Genomic DNA, 18,602 nt, shown 5'->3' with positions numbered 1-18,602 from the left:
GTCAGTCACTGACATAATCAAGACCTGGCGCCACCGGACGGGCCACTCCCTACGCTGTATCCATGTCAGCCCCGACCCAGCGCGGCCGCCCACCGCGCACCACGCGCCGCGCCCTGGAACTCATCGCGATGCGCCTGTTCACCGAGCACGGCTTCGAGGAGGTGACCGTCGGGCAGATCGCGGCCGAGGCGGGCGTCAGCGAACGCACCTTCTTCCGCTACTTCCCGAGCAAGGGCGAGGTGCTGTGGCACCAGTTCGACGACGAGGTGGCCGACCTGCGCGCGGCCTTCGCCGCCGTCGCCGACGACGAGCCGATGATGACGGCGGTGCGGCGCATCGTGGTGGCGGCCAACAGGTATCGCGCCGAGGACATCCCCGAACTGCGCACCAGGATGCGACTGATCTCAGGGATCCCCGCCCTGTCGGCGGGCGCGGGCGCGCATTACGACGCCTGGGAACGCGCGGTCGGCGAATTCGCCGCGCGCAGGCTCGGCACCAGGGTCGACGACCTGATCCCGCTGGCGGTGGGCCGTACCACCCTGGCCGCCGCCCGTGCGGCCTTCGACGCCTGGCTCGAACGCGGTGACGCCGATCTCACGGTGTACCTGGATCGGGCCCTGGCGGCGCTGTCACGTGGCTTCACCCCCGAATAGCCGGTTACCGGCAGGTTTGGACAGCACCGTGAATGGGGTATGAGTAGGCTTCGGTCAACGTGTGCAGTGCGCGCCAGGTGAAAACGTCGAAAGGGGCAGGAGCTTCCATGTCCGAGGTGTCAACGAGTCTTTCCGCGGATGCGCCACCGGCGCGCCCGGTGGACAACAACCTGCTCCCCCAGTTGGTCGAGCACCTCCGGCAGAACCGCACCGGCCTGCGTGAGGAATGGGCGCGGCGCATCACCGAGGCCGAACTGCTCACCGCGATGACCCCGGAGGAGATCTTCTCCGAGGCCACCTCCATGTACGACAACTACGTCGAGGTGCTGGTCACCGGTAGCGTCGAGGCCCTGCAGGCCTACGCCCGCGACCTGTCCGAGCGCATCATTCCCCGAGGCGTCGAGACCGACGAGGTCCTCGGAATCGTGCTCCTGCTGCGCGACGTGCTCGCCCGCTCGCTGTTCTCGAAGTACCAGTCGAACTTCGAGATGCTCAACCAGGTGCTCGACGCCTACGAGCCCGCCGCCAACCGCATCGCCAACACCGTCGGTGTGTCGTTCGTGCAGGAGCGCGAGCGCGTCATCAGCCGCCAGCAGGAAGCCATTCGCGAGCTGTCCACCCCGGTGCTGCAGGTGCGCGAGCAGCTGCTCATCCTGCCCATCATCGGTGTGCTCGACTCCCAGCGCGCCCGTCAGCTCACCGAGCAGCTGCTGCGCGCCATCCGGGCCAATCGCGCCAAGGTGGTCGTCATCGACATCACCGGTGTGCCCGCCATCGACTCCGTGGTCGCCAACCACCTCGTGCAGACCGTCGACGCCTCGGGCCTGATGGGCGCCAGCGTCATCATCACCGGTCTGTCCTCCGAGATCGCGCTCACCCTGGTGACCATCGGCCTCGACCTGTCCAAGATGAACGCGGTCGGCGACCTGCAGGGTGGTATCGAAGAGGCCGAGCGGCTGCTCGGGTACGAGGTCACCCGGGTCACCGAGCGGCTGAGCGAGCGGGACGGGCGCTAGCAGTCCGCCATGCCGGTACCCATCCTGAAACAGGGCACATTCCTGATCGCCTCGGTCCAGTCGGCGCTGACCGACGCCGACACCGAGCGGCTGCAGGACGATCTCATGACGCAGGTCAGCCGCTATCGCGCGACCGGCATCATCGTCGACGTCACGGCCATCGACGTGATGGACTCCTTCGCCGCCCGTTCGCTGCGCACCATCGCCCACATGACCCAGCTGCGCGGCGCGGAAACGGTGATCGTCGGTCTACAGCCCGAGGTCGCGTTCGCGATGGTTCAGCTCGGGCTCACCTTCGAGGACATGCAGACGGCCCTCGACCTCGAAGAAGGTCTCGCCTGGCTGAACCGTCACCCGCGCAGCCGACGAGATGGTCGTGACAGTGGCCGCTGAGCAGGTCGCGATCGCAGTCAAGGTGTCCGAGGACATCGTGACCGCACGCCAGGCCGGGCACGAGCTGGCGGCTCACCTCGGCTTCACCCTCACCGACCGCACCATGATCTCCACCGCCATCTCCGAGATCGCCCGCAACATCACCAGTTACGCGGGCAGTGGCGAGATCCGCCTGCTCGTCGACATCCGCGACGGCCGCCAGAGCCTCGTGGTCCAAGCCGAGGACCAGGGTCCCGGCATCCGGGACATCCCGCGCGCGCTCGAGGACGGATACTCCACCGGTCGCGGCCTCGGTCTCGGCCTGCCGGGCGCACGCAGGCTGATGGACGGCATCACCATCGATTCCGCCCCCGGCCGAGGGACGTTGATCGAAATGTGGAAGTGGGTACCCGACGGTGCATGAAGACGGGATCACCGGCCGCACGGAATGGTCGACGGCCGGCCGGGCACTACCCGGCCAGGATGTCTCCGGTGACCGTGGCGTCGTCCTCGACACCGGCGACGGCGGCGTGCTCTTCGGCGTGCTCGACGGTCTCGGCCACGGCGCCGCGGCCGCGGACGCGGCCGATCGCGCCACCCTCGTACTGTCGGAGAACCGCGGCGAACCACTGGATGTGCTGATGGTGCTGTGCCATCGGGCGATGGCCGAAACCCGCGGCGCCGCAATGTCGTTGGCTCTTATCGGGCCGGGCGACACCCTGCAATGGATCGGCGTGGGCAATGTGGAGTCGCGGCTGCTCACGCTCGGTCCGGCGGGCCCGGAGCTGCGGGCGACCATGCTGCTCACCGGTGGCATCGTCGGCTACCGGCTGCCCGCGCATCTACAGCCGCAGACCCTGCCGATCAAACAGGGTGACCTGCTGTTGATGGCCACCGACGGTCTCGTCACCGCCGACGCCGACAAGATCGACCTGGCCAGGCCCGCGGCCGCCATCGCGGGCGACCTGCTCGCCCGCGACGCCAAGGACACCGACGACGCGCTGGTCCTGGCGGCCCGCTTCCGGGGAGCAGGATCATGAGAGGGTGCCGATGAGTGCTGTCCTGGCCGCGTTCCTCGACGACTATTCGGCTGCCCTGCGCCGCCACGTCGCCGCGCCGGGCCAGACAGGCCTGAGCGAAGGCTACGACCTCGGCAGGCGCGCCCTCGTCGAGGGCATCAGTTTGCTCGATCTCACCGAGCACCACTTCCGCACCGTCGCCGAACTCGCGGGCAGCGAGGCGTATTCGCGCGGGGCGGAGGTGGCGCTGGAATTCCTGCTGCAGACGATGGCCGCGCTCGACATCGCCACCCGCGGCTACCTCGACGGCACCAAGCGCTACGAGCAACAGCGTTCACGCGCCGAGGACCTCGCGGGTCGCGACGCGTTCCGCACCGCGCTGGTCGAGTCGCTGCAGGACGGGTTCTTCGTCGCCGACGAGCACGGGACCATCGTCGAGGTGAACTCGGCGTTCGGGGTGCTCACCGGGTACGGGCCCGAGGAGGTGCCGTTCGCGCTGCCGCATCCGTGGGCCCTCACCGATCGCAAGGGCTATCCCCAGATCGGTACGGAGGCTTCACGTTTCGTGATGCCGGTGTGTCACCGCGACGGCCGCGAACGCTGGCTGGCAGTGAGCGCGAGTTCGCTGGTGAAGCAGGAGAACAACGAGCGGATCTTCGTCGGCACGGTGCGCGACGTCACCGCCGAGCACGACGCGCAGGCCCGCGATCAGGCGGCCTCGCGACTGGCGACCGCGGTCGGCGCGGCCACCAGCATGGTGGAGGTCCTCGCCGTGGGGCTCGACGAATTGCGGCGGACGATGGGCGCGCGCACGGCACTCGTGGCGGTGTGGCCGAGCCGCACCGGCCGCCCCGACCTCTACTCCTGTGGCGAGTCCCCCACCGCCGCCCAGGCGCCACCGGAACCCGAATTCGTCTCCGCCAACAGCAGATTCGTCGCGACGCCGGTGCAGCAGCCGAGTTCGCGCGGTGAGGCTCCGGTGGTGCTCGACGAGCAGACCAACGAACTGCTCGACCGGGCGCGCAGACAGTCCGCGCGCGGCCTGTCGGCCATCACCGGCGACGAGGGTGGTGTGGACGCCGTCGTCGCACCGCTCGGCGAGACCGGTGACGCGGCGCTGTGGGTACGCTTCGGCGCACCCCGCGCGGTGAGTGCCGCCGACTGGGCGCTGTATTCGCTGCTGGTCGGCCATCTCAGTGTCGCGTTGCAGCGTGCCCGCAACTTCGACCAGGCGCGCGCCACCTCGCTCACCCTGCAGCGTGCCATGCTCGGCCCGATCGAACTGCCGCCGCGATTCTCGGTGCACTACGAACCCGCCCTGCCGCCGCTCGAGATCGGTGGTGACTGGTACGACGTGGTCCCGCTGCGCGACGGCACCATCGGTGTGGTCGTCGGCGACTGCGTCGGCCGAGGACTGTCCGCGGCGGTGGTGATGGGCCAATTGCGCACCGCCGCACGGGCTCTGCTGCTACGCGGTGCCGGACCCGCCCAGCTGCTCGCCGAGCTCGACGCGGTCGCCGCACGGATTCCCGGCGCCATGTGCACCACGGTGTGCGCCGCCGTGCTCGACCCCGAGCGCGGCGTGGTTCGCTACTCCAACGCCGGCCACATGCCGCCGATCCTGGCCGCACCCGGTGGGCCCGGCCGGATCCTCGAGGGCGGCCGGGCGGTCCCGCTGGCCACCTTCGACACCCCGCGCCGCCCCGAGGCGACCACCGCGCTGCCCGCGGGCTCCTCGCTGGTGCTGTTCACCGACGGACTGGTGGAACAGCGCGGCTACGACATCGAGGAGGGCTTCGTGAAGATCGCGGACGTCCTCAGCGAAACCGGCGGCGCGCTCCCCCGCGATGTGGCCGACGCGGTGCTGTCACGACTGTGCCCGCCCGCGGGCTACGACGACGACGTGGCGATGGTCGTCTACCGTCAGCCACCGGAACCGCTGCACGTCGACATTCCCGCCGCCGCAGTCGAATTGACCGGCCTGCGGCGCACGCTCTACCGCTGGTTCGCCACCGCCGCCGTGCCGCACGACCTGGCCGCCGACCTCGTCGCCGCCGCCAACGAGGCGTGTAGCAACAGCGTCGAACATGCCTACCGCGACACCGAACCCGGCCGTGTCGTCCTCACCGCCACCTGCGAGGGCGACCGGGTGGTCATCGAGGTCACCGACACCGGCCGCTGGGTGCCCACCCCCACCGACCCCGGCTATCGAGGCCGTGGTGTGGAGATGATGCGGGTACTCACCGAGGACCTCGAATTCACCCACGACGAAAAGGGCACCCGGGTGCGTATGTGGGTGACGCTGCCCTCGATCACCTTCCCGACCGCGAATCCACTGCGCGCCTCGACGCGCCCGCCGGGAATGTCGTCGCTGAGCTCGTCCTGACAACTGTCAGCAAATGCGGCAGGGGACAGGAAAATCCGTGTTGACACGTCTACCCGTTGCTTGTCGGAGTCAAACTCCGTTGCTACGGTGATACCGCACTCCCACACCGAGCCAGGTGTGCATCCGGATATCCAGCGATCATCTCGCTGATTCGATGAGCTGCACAACCCTGATGACACCGACGCTGTCGGTGTCATCGCCGTGCAATTTTGCGAGACGATCCCTATCTCGAAGGAGAAACTGATGTCTGCAGCAGTTGGCGATCTGATCGACAGTATTTTGAAGATCCTCGGGTCGATCATCTGAACAACGATCCGTGAGTAAACCGTCGATTCCGGAGCCGACGACAGCTCCGGAATCGACGGGTTCAGTTCGTGGTCGTCTGATACGCCTCGATGTCGAAAACGCGCATCTGCCTGCGGTAACGGAAACTGAAATCCGGCCACAGCACCGCGTTGTTGCCCGTGCTGTCGAGAAACCAGCTGCGGCACCCACCGGTGGCCCACACCGTTTTCGCCATCTTGCGCTGGATTCCGCGGTTGTATTCTTCCTCGGCGTCCTTACGGACTTCGACGGTGCGCAGGCCTCGCTGCTCCATGGTTTCCAGTGCCGAGATCAGGTACCGGAACTGAGATTCCATGATGTAGATCAGCGAGGTGTAATTCAGCCCGGAATTGGCACCGAGCATGAAGAACAGATTGGGAAAGTTCGCGACCGTCGTGCCCTTGTAGTTGCGATACCCTTCCGCCTCACCGATTTCCGACAGGGTACGCCCGTCGCGGCCGACATACAGGTTGTAGGTCGGGGAATCCGATACCTGGAAACCCGTGCACAGCACAATCGCATCGACTTCGCGTTCGGTGCCGTCCTCGGTGACGATCGAATTCGCCCGCACCTCCGCGATCGAATCCGTCACCAGGTCCACATTGTCGCGGTCGAGCGCCGGATAGAAACGGTTGGACACCAACATCCGTTTACAGCCGAGACGATGCGTCGGCACCACCTTTCGGCGCACCTGCGGATCCCGGATCTCGAGGAACATCTTGACCCGGCCCACCAACTCCAGCAGCACCGCCGCACGCGGATACTTGGCCTGGAAGACGACGAAGATCTCGCGCAGCAGGTAGATCATCGCCCGGACCAGCCGCTGGAAGCCGGGAATCCGCCGGAACGCGAATCGCTCGACCGCCGTATAGCGACGACCCAGATGCGGCATCACCCAGGTGGCCGTGCGCTGATACACATCCAGGCTCGCCACCTCCGGGGCGATCGACGGAATGATCTGCACCGCAGACGATCCCGTACCGATCACCGCCACCCGCTTGCCCGCGAGGGTCGACTCGTGATCCCACCGCGCCGAATGGAAGATCTCCCCCTCGAAACTCGACATCCCCTTGATATCGGGAAGATTCGGCTCCGCGAGCACACCGGCCGCCGACACGATCACATCGGCGGTGAATTGCCCACGGCTGGTGTGGATCTCCCATCGGCCATCTGTGTCGTTCCAGCGCGCCGCCGTCATCTCGCAATCGAAGATGTGCTTGTCCCGCACCCCGAAACGCTCCGACACGTCCCGGATGTAGCGTTCGATCTCGGCCTGCGGAGAGAACGACCTCGTCCAATTCGGGTTCAGCGCGAACGAATACGAATACAACTGCGAGGGCACATCACACCCGGCACCCGGGTAGGTGTTCACCCGCCACGTGCCACCGACATCGGGCCCACGTTCGAGCACGAGGAAATCGGTGTGCCCCTGCTGACTCAACCGGACCGCCGCGCCCACGCCCGACAGCCCGCTTCCGACAATGATGATCCTGGCGTGCCGTATGTCCGGATCGGCCACGGTCACCGAGCTTCGTAGATGCGTTTGTGACCCGACATCGCGGCCAACCGGAACGGGCGCCGGGTTTCCTCGGCCATGGCGTGGTAGGCGCCGTCGGTGGGCAGCACCGCTTCGTGCAGGGCACGGTAGTGGTCGTAGTCGAGCATCTCGCGCGAGCTGATCGCGGCCTGGTTGGCCTCGGTGCGCAGGTGCGCGCGGTAGCCGGGTTGCACTGTGCCGCTGAAGAACTCGGCCACACTGCCGGAGCCGTAGCTGATCATCGCCAGGGCCTTGCCGGTGAGGTCGTCCGCGTGGTCGAGCAGCGAGGCCAGGCCGAGGTACAGCGAGGCGGTGTAGCTGTTGCCGACGGTGCGGTTGTAGGTGGTGGTAGCGCCGATGACGGCCTCGAGATCGGCGGCCTCGGCGGTGTGGCCCTGGCTCTCGAGCAGGTGCCGGTGCGCCTTGTAGGCCATCTTGGTGAAGGGCTGGTGGTAGCAGAACGCGGCGAACTCGCCGAGCTCGCGCCCGCCCTGGCGGCGGTAGTCACTCCACGCCTCCTGGGCGGCCTTCTGGTAGGCGTTCACCGAGGTCTTACCGTCGACGATGGCCTCGGAACGGTAGTTCGGGCGCCAGAAATCCATGATGTCGGCGCTGTAGAGCCCCGAGATCGGGTCGAGCGCGAGGATGGCCGGGTTCGCGGTGACCAGCATCGCGACCGCCGCCGCGCCCTGGGTCGGCTCACCCGGGGTGTCGAGTTCGTACTTGGCGATGTCGGCGGCGATCACCAGCACCCGCTGCGACGGGTCACGCGCGATCAGGCCCGCGGCGAAGGCCAGCCCGGCGGTGCCGCCGTAGCAGGCCTGCTTGAGCTCGACCACCCGCGCCGCGTTGGGCAGCCCGATCAGCGAATGCAGGTACAGGGCAGCGGCTTTGGACTGGTCGACACCGGTCTCGGTGGCCAGCAGCACGGTGCGGATGTTGTCGGTGCCGTGCCGTTCCAGGATCGGCTGGGCGGCCGCGGCGGCGATGGTGACGATGTCCTCGTCGGCGGCGGCCACGCTCATGCGTTCCTGGCCGATGCCGAGGTAGAACTTGTCGCGATCCACCCCGAGTCGCTCGGCGAGGACGGCGTGATCGAGGGCGTAGTGGGTGGTGGCGAACGAAAGGTCGTGGATACCGACCGGCGTTGTGGTCATCGTTGTGTCCCGTTGCTCGTGGTTGACCGCTCGAATTGGGTATGGGCACGCATCAATTCACCGCGATTGGTCTGCGCGGCCATCAGCGACAGCTCACCGCACAGCACGGTGGCCGCACCGATCACGGCGAGGCGGCGCGCGTTCTCACCGGGCTCGCGTTCGGCCCGGCAGCCGAGGCGCACCAGGTTGTCCTCGACGAAACTGGCGTGCTTGCCGTTACCGACCGTACCGACGATCAGGTTGGGCAGGGTGCACGAGAAGTACAGATCACCGTCGCGGTCCTCGGCGTGGGTGACGCCCTGGGAGCCCTCGACGATATTGGCGGCGTCCTGACCGGTGGCCAGGTAGTAGGCCAGCAGCATGTTCGCGTAATGCGCGTTGGCGGAACGGATTCCGCCCGCGAGCAGGGTGCCGATCAGATTCTTGCGGATATTGAGCTCGACCACCTTGGCGGCGGTGGTGTGCAGCCGCGCCTCGACGACCTCGCGCGGGATCAGCAGCTCGGTGACGACGTTCTTGCCGCGACCGAGGATGCCGTTGACGGCGGTGGCCTTCTTGTCGGTGCAGTAGTTGCCCGAGATGGAGCCGTAGCGCACACCGGGCATGGTCGACAGGATGTGGTCCATCAGGTGGTCGCTGGCCAGCGTGGCCATGTTGTGGCCGGAGGCGTCGCCGGTGGTGAACTCGAAACGCAGGAACAGCAGGTTGCCCGCGATCTGATGGTTCAGGTCGATGAGCCGGGCGAAGCGGCTGCTGCCCGAGACGACCTCCTGCAGCTCGGGCATGCGGGCCGCGAGCTGCTGGACGGTGGTGTAGGCGGTGTAGGCGTCGTCGGCTTCCAGCAGGATCGACCGGGTCATCCGCTCGTCGATGAGGGTGGCGACGATGCCTTTCTCGGTGAGGGTGCTGATCCGCGCACCGCGCCCGACCGAGGGCCACAGCGGGGTCTCGTAGGTGGCCAGCGGCACATCGACGGAGTCGTCGACGACATTGCCGGTGATCCGCAGCGGACCGACCCACTGCATCGGGACAGCCGCGTACGACATGTCATTCATGGATGACTCCTTCTCGGAGGTTCGATTCGCGCCACCAGGGACTCCGGTGGGCGAGACAGGCCACATCGATGCCGCGCAGCGCACAGAAGCCGGCCAAGTCGCCGGTGACGAGCACATCGCGACCGGTGAGCTCGGCCGGAGTGGTCGCGCCGAGGACGGTCATGATGTTGCGCAGCTGATCGAGCCAGGTGGTGATCTTGGCGACGAGGGCCTCGGTGCCGTGATCGACGAGCGTTTCCAGAAACGCTCCCGCCACGCCGGTCGCCTTGGCGCCGAGTGCCAGGGCGCGGGCCATGTCCAGGGGTGAGCGGATGCCGCCGGAGGCGGAGATGTCGATGCCGGTGATACCGGTGCAGTCGAGCAGGCACGCGGCCGTCGACTGACCCCACTGTTCGATGAAGGCGAAGTCGGCGCCCGCGCGCCGGTCGTTCTCGATGCGCGCGAAATTGGTTCCGCCGCGTCCGCCCACGTCGGCCACGGCCACCCCGGCCTCGCGCAGCCAGGTGACGGTCTGCCTGCTGAGGCCGAACCCGACCTCTTTGACGATCACCGGCACCGGCACGCCCGCGACGATCTCCTCGATCCGGCGCGGCCACCCGGCGAAGGCGCGGTCGCCCTCGGGCATCACGACTTCCTGCACCGAGTTCACGTGGATCTGCAGTGCGTCGGCCTCGAGCAGGTCGATCGCGCTGTGCACCTGGTCGAGGGTGGCATTGGCGTTCACATTGGCCAGGACGAATCCATGGGGGTTCTCCTCGCGCAGCACCCGGAAGGTGCCGGCGACGGCGGGGTCGCGGAAGTAGGCGCTCATCGACCCCGACGCGATGGGAACTCCGGTCTCGCGGGCCGCGACCGCCAGCTGCCGGTTGATCTCGCCGGTGTTGGTGCTGCCACCGGTCATCGCGTTCACGTAGAGCGGTGAGTTCCAGTGCTTTCCGGCGAAATCGACGCCGAGCCGCACATCGGTCGAGTCGATACCCGCCAGGGCGTGGTGCACGAAGGCGACGGAGTCGAAATCGTTGCCGCCGCTGTGGTTGCGGCGATGGTTCACCGCGTGGCGAACGTGGTCGTCCTTGCGGTCGGCGATCATGCGCGAACTCCTTCGGACGGGTGGATCCGCAAGGGCAGCTTGCGGATTCCGGCGGCTTCCCAGCGATCGGTCAGTGCGGCGGCCTCGGCGGCGCGGCCGGTCTCGAGCAGCGCGATGCCGCAGTCGCCGCCGCCCGCACCCGAGGGTTTCGCGGCGGCACCGGTTTCGGCCGCCGCCCGGCACAGCGCGGCGAGACGCTCGGTCATGATGCCGAGTCCCTCTGCCGCGTCGAGGCCGAGTAGAAGTTCACGCGCACAGTTGATTTCGGTGCGGATGGCGGTGGGGTCGTCGGTGTCGACGGCGGCGGCGAGGCGTTCGACGCAGGCATTGCTGTGTACCAGGAACTCGGCGCGGTCCAAGGGTGCGCCGAGCCCGGCGACCAGCGCGGGGGTGGAGGCGGGGGTGCCGGTCCAGCCGACGTGCAGGTCGAGGGTGGTCGGAGTGGGCAAGGGGCGCACCGAAAGACCCGGCCACGGCAGGCGAAGGGCCGCGTCGACGCCCTCGGTCTCGGCGGACCGGGCGATCCGCGCGCGATCCGGTGAGCTGTAGGCGATCCAACCGCCCCAGGTGCTCGCGGCGACGTCACCGCCGGAGGCGCGGGGGTTGACCTCGACGGTGGCGAGCATGGCGAGCCGGTAGCGATCCATCAGGCTCAGGCCGAGGTCGTAGAACTCGCCGAGCGCGGCCACCGCCGCGACGGTCACCGCGGCACTGGAACCGAGCCCGAACTTGCGGCCGTCGGCGTCGCCCAGATCGGCGGTGACGGCCAAACGGTAAGGGCGCGGGGTGATTCCCCGTTCGACGATCAGCCTGTCGACCACCGATGCCGCGGCGAAAAGGTAGGAGAACGTGGCCGGAACCGAACCGGTCGCGGCGACCAGCCGACCCGGGCCCTCTGTAGGCACCACCCCGGTGGCGAGCGCGAGATCCGTGGCAACGGGATTCGCGGCGACCGGGTCCGGCGGGAGGCTCGCACCGGGGTCGGCGGTCGGGTCGACGACCGCGGCATCGGCTGCCCGGCGGCAGACGAGCGTAGTGCCACCGTCGAGGTCGGACCCGAGGACGGTGTCGCCGTCAGCGGGGCTCACGGTGGCGGTGGCGTAGCGGTCGACGGCGACCAGCACGGCCCGGTGACCCGGTTCGACGACGGCGTACTCCCCCGCGACGAACAGTTTGCCCGGGGCGCGACAGGCGATCATGAGACCCCGACCTGCGCGGTGTCCCGGAGCAGCGTGGCGCCGGGACCGATGTGCGCGGTGCGGGTGCTGACGAAATCGCCGAGGCTCTCCACGGTCGCGGCCACCCGGGCGGCGTCGGCGCGGGTGCACAGCACCTTCACATTGGGGCCCGCGTCGATGGTCGCGTAGGCGAGCACACCGTCGGCGCGCAGGGCCTGCACGGCGTCGAGCACCGCGAGCGAGTGCGGCGAGAGGTAGCGGATGCCGGGGCGGGCCGTGAGCATGGTGGCGTGCATGCCGAGTGCGTTGCGTTCGGCGATCTCGCCGATGGCGGCGAGGTCACCGCGGGCGACGGCGCGGCGCATCTCCTCGAAGTCGAGCATCGACGACTCGGCCCACGGCCGGTAAAAGGGGGAGGTCTGGGTGGTCGCCCGCATGGCGTCGCGGCTCGACACCGTTTTGGCGGTCTGGTTCACGACCGCGACGACCAGGGCGGGGTCGAGTTCGTCGCCGCCGATCGGCTCGGCATAGGAACTCAGATCGCCCGCCTCGCCGTCGCCCTCGCCCGCGTGCCACACCACGAAACCGCCGAAGATCGAGCGCGACGCCGACCCGGACCCACGCCGGGCCAGCCGCGACAGCGCGCGCCCGTCCAGGTCCAGACCGTAGGCGGTGGCCGCGGCCGTGGCCAGCGCGGCGAAACCACTCGCCGAGGAGGCCAGCCCCGCCCCGGTCGGGCCGTCGTTGACCGTGACCACGGTGGCGCGCTCGGTACGGCCCGCCTCGGCCCGCACGAGGTCGAGGAAACGTTCGATACGGGTGTGCGCGGACCCGGTGGCAGCGGCGCCGTTGAACTCGATCTCGTCGACCGGCCCGTCGGTGACGCGCACGGTGGTGGTGGTCGCGAAGATGTCGAGCGTCATCGACAGGCTGCTCGTGACGGGCAGGAACATCGTTTCGTCGCGCTTGCCCCAGTACTTCACGAGGGCGATGTTCGGATAGGCGAGCGCGGTGGCCTCGCCGGTGGCGGAGGTCGAAGTCATTGGTGGGTACCGGGTTCCGAAGTCGTGGCGGACAGGGGCGTGGCGCCGGCCCGCATGGCGCGAGTCGGCACCGTCCAGGTTCGCACGGCACCCGCGCGGCGCAGCGCGGCACTCACCCCGGGCGCCGAGGCGGGCTCGGTGAGAGCGAGCACACAGCCGCCGAGACCGGCGCCGGTGAGCTTGGCGCCGTGGGCACCCGCACCGAGCGCGGCGGTGACGAGAGTGTCGATGTGCGGTGTGCTCACGCCCAGCTCGGCGAGCAGTTCCTGGAAATCGAGCATGGTCTTGCCGAGAGCTTCCGCCGCACCGGCCGACAGCTCGTCGCCCGCGGCCTCGATCAGGCCCGAGGCGCGCTCGAGCAGCGACCCTGCCCGCACCGGATCCTCGGCGAGCCTGCGCCGCACGCCGGTGACCGCGTGCTGGGTGGAGCCGGGCACGCCGGTGTCGGCGATGACGAGCGCGGCATCGAGCCCGATCGGCATCGGCTCGGCCCGGCCCTGATGGAACCGGATCGGACCGTTCGCCAGGACGGCACTGGCATCGATGCCACTGGCCCGCCCGTGCGCGACCTGTTCGCCACATTGCACGAGGTCGTACAGTTCGCCGGGTTCGACGACGAGCCCGTGCAGATCCGCGACCGCGCGCACCGCGGCACCCGCGCACGCGGCGCTGGAACCGAGCCCACGAGCCAGCGGAATCCCGCACTCCACAACGACTTCGACGGTAGTATCGGTGATTCCCCACCGCCGCAACGCTTCCTCGGCCGCGACCCGTGGACCCGACAGGGCGGTGTCGGTTCCGCCGACGACGAAACGGAAGTGCCCGTCGGCCGGAACCTGCGACCCGGTGCCGGGTTCGGCCGGGCGCGCCAGGGCGCGCACCGGCAGGGCGGGCAGGGGGAACGCGATCGCGGGCGTGCCGTGCACGACCGTGTGTTCGCCCAGCAGGATCGCTTTGGCGTGGGCGCGCCCGATCCCTACGACCATGCCCGTTTTCGTGGTCACATCGATTCCTCTCCCAACTCGGGCAGGTTCACCGCCCGACATCCTTCCTACCGGAACGACGCCGGGCGGTCGGCCTCGCGCTTACCGAGTCGATCGGCCGAGAATACTGCGCACGGACGGGAAGAACGCGGGCACCTGTGCGGCATAGGCGCGATAGGACGCACCGAAGCGGGCGATCAGGTCACGCTCCTCCAGGTAGGTACCGAGCAGGATGTACCCGGTCAGACCCAGCGCCCACACCAGGTGGCCGACCGTGAACTCCCTGGCGAACCAGAACGACACGAGCAGCCCGGTCATCAGCGGATGCCGCACCAGCCGGTACACACCGTTGACCTGCAACCGGTCGACGGTGGCATCCGGCACCTGGATCACGTACTGCCGGTAGGCCTGGCTGATACCGAGCAGATGGAAATGGTTCAGCAGCAGAGTCGCCGCGTAGACCAGCACGAACCCGATCCAGAACCCGATATCGAGCGCGATACCCACCGCACCTTCAGCAGACCAGAGTACGTGTGGTATGGGCTGCCAGGCCAGCATGATGACCCACATCACCAGGCAGACGCCGATGATGTAGACCGTCCGCTCGAGCGCTTCGGGCACCCAGCGGGTGATGAAGGCCTTGAAGGCGGGCCGGGCCATGCCCGAGTGCTGCAGGGCGAACAGGGCCAGCAGCACCAGGTCGATCGCGACGGCGGGCACCGCGGACAGGTGCGGTCCCTTGTCGACGGTCTTGGGCAGGAACCAGCCACCGGCGAACAACAGCATCAGCGGCACCGTGACGCCCGCGAAGGCGTACACGGCGAAGGAGAACAGGAACGGGACGAGCCGACCGGGCGTGCTCAGCACGCCCCGCGCCTGCTGGGGTGTCATCAGATCCATGCGAACCACGGCAGGTAGCGGTTGCGGACGGTGCCCGATTCCAGACGCTGCTCGAGGCGCGCCTTCCACTTGTTGCCGTAGCGCTCGTTGAGGAAGCCACCGGGCACGACCAGGCGCCAGCCCGACTGCGCGACCATCCAGTACGGCACGATGACGCCGGGGTTGACATCACGCATGTAGTCGAGCTTGTCGGGGATCTGGCTCCAGTGGATACCGGGGTAGCGGTGGTGCACGCTGTGGTAGCCCTGGTTGAAGATGAGGAAGTTGAGGATGTTGCCCGCGTTGTTGAGCGAGGTGCTCGGTTCGTCCTCGAACTGGCGCGCCGGCGCGTGGCTCAGCCAGGCGAAGTAGCCGGCGTTGACCTGGGTGATGAGGAACGGCACCCAGTAGAACAGCACGAACCGTTCGGTGCCCGCCGCGTACCAGACCGCGCCCATGACCAGGAAGTAGACCGCCAGGTCGAAGATGAACTGGTGGCGGGTGCGGCGGCGCCGCGGCGCCGGGTTGGCGGCGAACACCGTGCGCACGGTGTGGATCTTGACGATGGTTCCGTAGCGGATCCAGTACCAGACGGCGCCGAGACCCTTTTCCATTCCGGTGGTTGCGGTGACGTCACCCGGGCCGTCGTTGAACCGGTGATGGTTGAGGACGTGCACCTCGCGCATCTCGGCGGCGGTCAGGTTGCCCGGCAGGCAGCACAGGATGTCGACCACCCGGTTGGGCAGCTTCGACACGAACAGCGGGCGATGGGTGTGCATGTGCATCACGCCGATGGTGAGCGAGAGGTTGAGCAGCGACAGCACGATGATGAGCGGGATCGCGATGTACCAGTTGCCCGCGGCGGGGACGAACAGGGCGGCCGCGGTCATCCCCATCCACAGTGCGATGTGCACGAGCGGACCGACATTGGAGGCGTGTTCGAGTTTGAGGACCCGCCGGCTGAACGGCGGTTTCTCGGTAGGCGCGACGGGCGTTGGGGTGCTCATGGGCGAGCTCCTTCGCTAGTAGTGACGATGCTCATGAACGAATTGCGTCGGTGGCGAGCGCTGCCTGTTGCAGGCGCTCGGCGAGGTCGCGCAGGGCGTCGGGCCGGTTGCCCGGCACCCGCTCCATGGCCCCGAAGGCCAGGTGGTCGGCGATCATCATGGTGCGCACCGTCGAGCCGGCCGGTTCGCCGGTCATCGGTTCCTCGGGCAGGGCCCGCACGAGGGCGAAGGTGGTGTCGACGATCAGCGGGACCAGCGAGGTCGCGGCCGAGTTCTCACCACCGGCGCGCAGCACGTCGGTCTTGGGGACGTGGCGCTCGGCCGCGAAGTCCGGGGCGGCGTCGAGCATGGTGTGGATGGCACCGTCGGCACCAGCGCGCACCCGCTCGAGCATCCGGGTCCAGTACTTCGACGAACCCGCAGCCAGCACGGACGCCGAGAGCGGACGCCGGTACGGCTTGGGCGCGCCGACCGCCCCGCACAGGAACGCCGAAGTGGTGATGGTCATATAGGCCATGGCCGCGCGGGCACCGAATCCCGGCGTGCCGGGGCCGAGCCGGGCTAGCAGCGCGAAGCCGCCGAGGGTCGGGGCGAGCTGACGCAGCATCACCATGCGGGTGAGTTCCTCGCGGTCGGCGGCGCCGTAGAGCTCGAGTTCACCGTCGCGCAGGTCGTTGGCCGACTGGGCGATCACCGCGATACAGCCGGTGAGCTCGCGCAGGTCGTCCTCGGGCAGTACGCCGTCGGCGACCAGGGTGCACGCGTAGTGGGTGACGCGGCCGAGCACGCCCTCGCTGTAGGTGACGCGCGGCAGCGGCTTGTCGAGGTTGCGGGCCATCACCGCGGCCATGTCGGTGAGCACGCTCGCCACTCGTTCGCGCGCCTGTGGCGACAATCCGGTGACCAGCGCGCGGATGTCGGCGATGCGCTCGGCGAGCAACAGGTCCAGCGCCTCGCTGTCGCGCACGACGCCGGTGGTCGGCGGCAGCGCGGGCGGTGCGGAATCGCTTGTGCCGTTCAGGTATTCGGCCGCAGCCAGTACGGCCGAACCCGCGTGGTCGCGGTCGGCGAGGTCTTCGTAGGCGTCGAGCACCCGGCACGCGAGCAGGGCCGCGGCGGCTTCGGCCCGCTGGTGGGCCGGCAGGAAACTCACCGCGATACCGAGGTTGCGCCCGGCCGGAACAAGGGCCAGGCGGGCCAGTTCCTCGGGCGTGCGCGCGGCGCGCATGGCGGCCAGGTCGGGGGCGCGGCGCAGGACACGCAGGCCGCGGACCAGCTGGAGGAGTCGGACATCGCTCATCGGGAGATCACCTGCCGCAGAAGTTCGCGCAGGTCGTCCCGCGCCGGAGAGGGGCCGAACACGTCGAGCGCGTCGGTGGCGGTTTCGGTGGCGGTCACCGCGACCACGCGGGCGGCCTTGGTCGCGCCGCTGTCGACCAGGTCGGTGCGCAGGGTCTCGCTCGGTGTGGCTGGGTCGAGCCACAGGTCGCGGGCTCCCTCGCGCAGGTCGAGCCACTCGATGACCGGCCAGGTCGGGACGCGACGTTCGAGATCACCGCCGGCGTCCTTGCCGAGGCCGGGGCCACCCTCGATATCGCGGACGTCGTCCATGATCTGGAAGGCCAGGGCGAGCTGGTCGGCGTACACCATCAGCGCGTGCAGCCGGTCCAGGTCGACGCCACCCGCGGTGCCGCCGTAGGCGCACGACAGCCGGAACAAGGTGCCGGTCTTGGCGATGGCGACCAGTTCGTAGTGCCTGCGCAGCGCGGGCACGTCGATGGCAGGTGGCATGGTTTCGATGAGCTGGCCGAACGACAGCTCCGAGAGCCGGTCGGCGAAGGTGATGCCGGGCGCGTCGGTGATGCGCTCGGCCATCGCCGGGTTGTCGGCGAGCACACGGGCCACGACCTTCATCGCGGCGCCCGCCATGTGGAAACCGGCGCGGGCGGCTGGGCGGACACCGAAGGCGGCGGGGACCGACGGCGCGTCGCGGCGCAGCAGGGAGCCGTCGCAGATGTCGTCGTGGATCAGCGAGGATTCGTGCAGCATCTCCATGGCGCAGGCCAGGTCGACCGCGTCGGCCGGCGACACCGCGTCACCCGGCGCATCCGGGAGCAGAGTGGCGCAGGCCAGGACGAGCCTGGCCCGCACCCGCTTGCCGGGCGCTGCGAGCACATGGCGGTAGATGTCGTCGAAATCCTCACCGGTGAGCAGGATTTCGGGCAGGCGCGTGGCGACGAGCGGGAGTTGCTCGACCGGGCCTGCCGGTCGCGGCAGGACCCTCACCTGGTCACCGGGGTGCTCCACGTGCACCGCCTGGGGAACCTCGGGGCGATGGGCTGAGGCTAGCGCGGAGTTGTCCATAGCGCTGAACTCCTTTGGTGTGGTCACGATGGCGGCAGGGCTCATTGCACCTGGTGGACAGGGGTTTTCGAGGAATCGCCTCGGAGGAGTCGGAGGGGCGTCGCCACCGGCGGGCGTCGGGGCCGTGTTGTCCCGATCACTGGCTACCGACGGGTAGTTTTGTAGACGTCTGTCCCAATTGTCAAGCATTAGTGCAGGTTTCGCTCTGACGTGCACGAATACCGTTGACACACAACGTTTTTGAGCAGAAGTAACGACGAGCAGGGTTACGGCGAATGTCTGGATGTAAGCACCGGAGTGACGTGAAACACGCTGTGGCACAAGCGCTTATCGGCGGCGCGACCTGCCGTGTAGTGAGCGGTCAGCGCGCGACCAACGATCGCTGGTGCGGGTTTCACGAAGGGTTGCCACGACACTGTGGGCTTGCGCAGCTGCGCTGGGAGGTCGGCGGAAGACGTCCGGAGGCCGGCGACTTCGACGGCCGAGAAGTGTTACGTCGCGACTCTACAATCGGCGACGCGGTCGCGCGAATCGAAAAC

The 18,602-nt window shown here is 68.6% G+C and carries 17 protein-coding genes; 6 read left to right on the top strand and 11 right to left on the bottom strand.

Features of this window, described 5'->3' with window-relative positions:
* Positions 1-62: 62 nt before the first annotated feature.
* The 6 genes from mftR (at position 63) to AB0F86_RS04175 (ending at position 5,446) form a co-directional block, all read left to right on the top strand.
* Positions 63-653, top strand: a complete 591-nt coding sequence (gene mftR, locus AB0F86_RS04200) for a mycofactocin system transcriptional regulator (protein ID WP_356981897.1) — start codon at positions 63-65, stop codon at positions 651-653.
* 107 nt (positions 654-760) lie between these two features.
* The gene (locus tag AB0F86_RS04195) at positions 761-1,669 is read left to right on the top strand and encodes an STAS domain-containing protein (RefSeq protein WP_067492043.1); all 909 of its coding nucleotides are present in this window, start codon (positions 761-763) and stop codon (positions 1,667-1,669) included.
* 9 nt (positions 1,670-1,678) lie between these two features.
* Complete coding sequence (locus AB0F86_RS04190) at positions 1,679-2,062, top strand: STAS domain-containing protein (protein ID WP_067492042.1); 384 nt, start codon at positions 1,679-1,681, stop codon at positions 2,060-2,062.
* On the top strand, positions 2,040-2,465 hold the full coding sequence (locus tag AB0F86_RS04185; RefSeq protein WP_067492040.1) for an ATP-binding protein: 426 nt from the start codon (positions 2,040-2,042) through the stop codon (positions 2,463-2,465). The genes AB0F86_RS04190 and AB0F86_RS04185 overlap by 23 nt, the downstream gene beginning before the upstream one ends.
* Complete coding sequence (locus AB0F86_RS04180) at positions 2,458-3,081, top strand: SpoIIE family protein phosphatase (RefSeq protein WP_181699097.1); 624 nt, start codon at positions 2,458-2,460, stop codon at positions 3,079-3,081. The genes AB0F86_RS04185 and AB0F86_RS04180 overlap by 8 nt, the downstream gene beginning before the upstream one ends.
* 10 nt (positions 3,082-3,091) lie before the next feature.
* Positions 3,092-5,446 (top strand): SpoIIE family protein phosphatase, encoded by a 2,355-nt coding sequence (locus tag AB0F86_RS04175; protein ID WP_181699099.1) that lies wholly within the window; start codon positions 3,092-3,094, stop codon positions 5,444-5,446.
* A 367-nt stretch (positions 5,447-5,813) separates the two neighbouring features.
* Here AB0F86_RS04175 and AB0F86_RS04170 read toward each other — a convergent pair whose 3' ends face one another.
* The 11 genes from AB0F86_RS04170 to AB0F86_RS04120 all read right to left on the bottom strand — a co-directional run bounded on the left by AB0F86_RS04170 (position 5,814) and on the right by AB0F86_RS04120 (position 18,090).
* Positions 5,814-7,295 (bottom strand): NAD(P)/FAD-dependent oxidoreductase, encoded by a 1,482-nt coding sequence (locus AB0F86_RS04170; protein WP_357171628.1) that lies wholly within the window; start codon positions 7,293-7,295, stop codon positions 5,814-5,816.
* Entirely contained in the window at positions 7,292-8,464 is a 1,173-nt protein-coding gene (locus tag AB0F86_RS04165) for a hydroxymethylglutaryl-CoA synthase (RefSeq protein WP_356981892.1), read from the bottom strand. The genes AB0F86_RS04170 and AB0F86_RS04165 overlap by 4 nt, the downstream gene beginning before the upstream one ends.
* Positions 8,461-9,519, bottom strand: coding sequence for a hydroxymethylglutaryl-CoA reductase (locus AB0F86_RS04160; protein ID WP_220139540.1), 1,059 nt, complete (start codon positions 9,517-9,519; stop codon positions 8,461-8,463). The genes AB0F86_RS04165 and AB0F86_RS04160 overlap by 4 nt, the downstream gene beginning before the upstream one ends.
* Positions 9,512-10,609 carry a type 2 isopentenyl-diphosphate Delta-isomerase gene (gene fni, locus AB0F86_RS04155; RefSeq protein ID WP_181699105.1) on the bottom strand — a complete coding sequence of 366 codons (1,098 nt, stop codon included), beginning with the start codon at positions 10,607-10,609 and terminating at the stop codon, positions 9,512-9,514. Before fni ends, AB0F86_RS04160 begins: the two co-directional genes overlap by 8 nt.
* Positions 10,606-11,808 (bottom strand): phosphomevalonate kinase, encoded by a 1,203-nt coding sequence (locus tag AB0F86_RS04150; protein WP_356981889.1) that lies wholly within the window; start codon positions 11,806-11,808, stop codon positions 10,606-10,608. Before AB0F86_RS04150 ends, fni begins: the two co-directional genes overlap by 4 nt.
* Positions 11,805-12,830 (bottom strand): diphosphomevalonate decarboxylase, encoded by a 1,026-nt coding sequence (gene mvaD, locus AB0F86_RS04145; protein WP_356981887.1) that lies wholly within the window; start codon positions 12,828-12,830, stop codon positions 11,805-11,807. Before mvaD ends, AB0F86_RS04150 begins: the two co-directional genes overlap by 4 nt.
* A complete protein-coding gene (gene mvk, locus AB0F86_RS04140; RefSeq protein WP_356981885.1) occupies positions 12,827-13,834 on the bottom strand; it encodes a mevalonate kinase in 1,008 nt (335 codons plus the stop codon). The genes mvaD and mvk overlap by 4 nt, the downstream gene beginning before the upstream one ends.
* A gap of 81 nt (positions 13,835-13,915) precedes the next feature.
* The gene (locus AB0F86_RS04135; protein ID WP_225282341.1) at positions 13,916-14,713 is read right to left on the bottom strand and encodes an NnrU family protein; all 798 of its coding nucleotides are present in this window, start codon (positions 14,711-14,713) and stop codon (positions 13,916-13,918) included.
* Positions 14,704-15,699 carry a fatty acid desaturase gene (locus AB0F86_RS04130; RefSeq protein WP_356981883.1) on the bottom strand — a complete coding sequence of 332 codons (996 nt, stop codon included), beginning with the start codon at positions 15,697-15,699 and terminating at the stop codon, positions 14,704-14,706. The genes AB0F86_RS04135 and AB0F86_RS04130 overlap by 10 nt, the downstream gene beginning before the upstream one ends.
* Before the next feature lie 31 nt (positions 15,700-15,730).
* Positions 15,731-16,999 (bottom strand): hypothetical protein, encoded by a 1,269-nt coding sequence (locus tag AB0F86_RS04125; RefSeq protein ID WP_356981882.1) that lies wholly within the window; start codon positions 16,997-16,999, stop codon positions 15,731-15,733.
* A complete protein-coding gene (locus AB0F86_RS04120) occupies positions 16,996-18,090 on the bottom strand; it encodes a polyprenyl synthetase family protein (protein WP_357171626.1) in 1,095 nt (364 codons plus the stop codon). Before AB0F86_RS04120 ends, AB0F86_RS04125 begins: the two co-directional genes overlap by 4 nt.
* Positions 18,091-18,602 lie beyond the last annotated feature (512 nt).

This window comes from Nocardia sp. NPDC023733, from assembly GCF_040639775.1.
In the GTDB taxonomy this organism is placed as follows: domain Bacteria; phylum Actinomycetota; class Actinomycetes; order Mycobacteriales; family Mycobacteriaceae; genus Nocardia; species Nocardia rosealba.
Note: the sequence above shows the minus strand (reverse complement) of the source record. Positions and strands in the feature narration are given on the sequence as shown.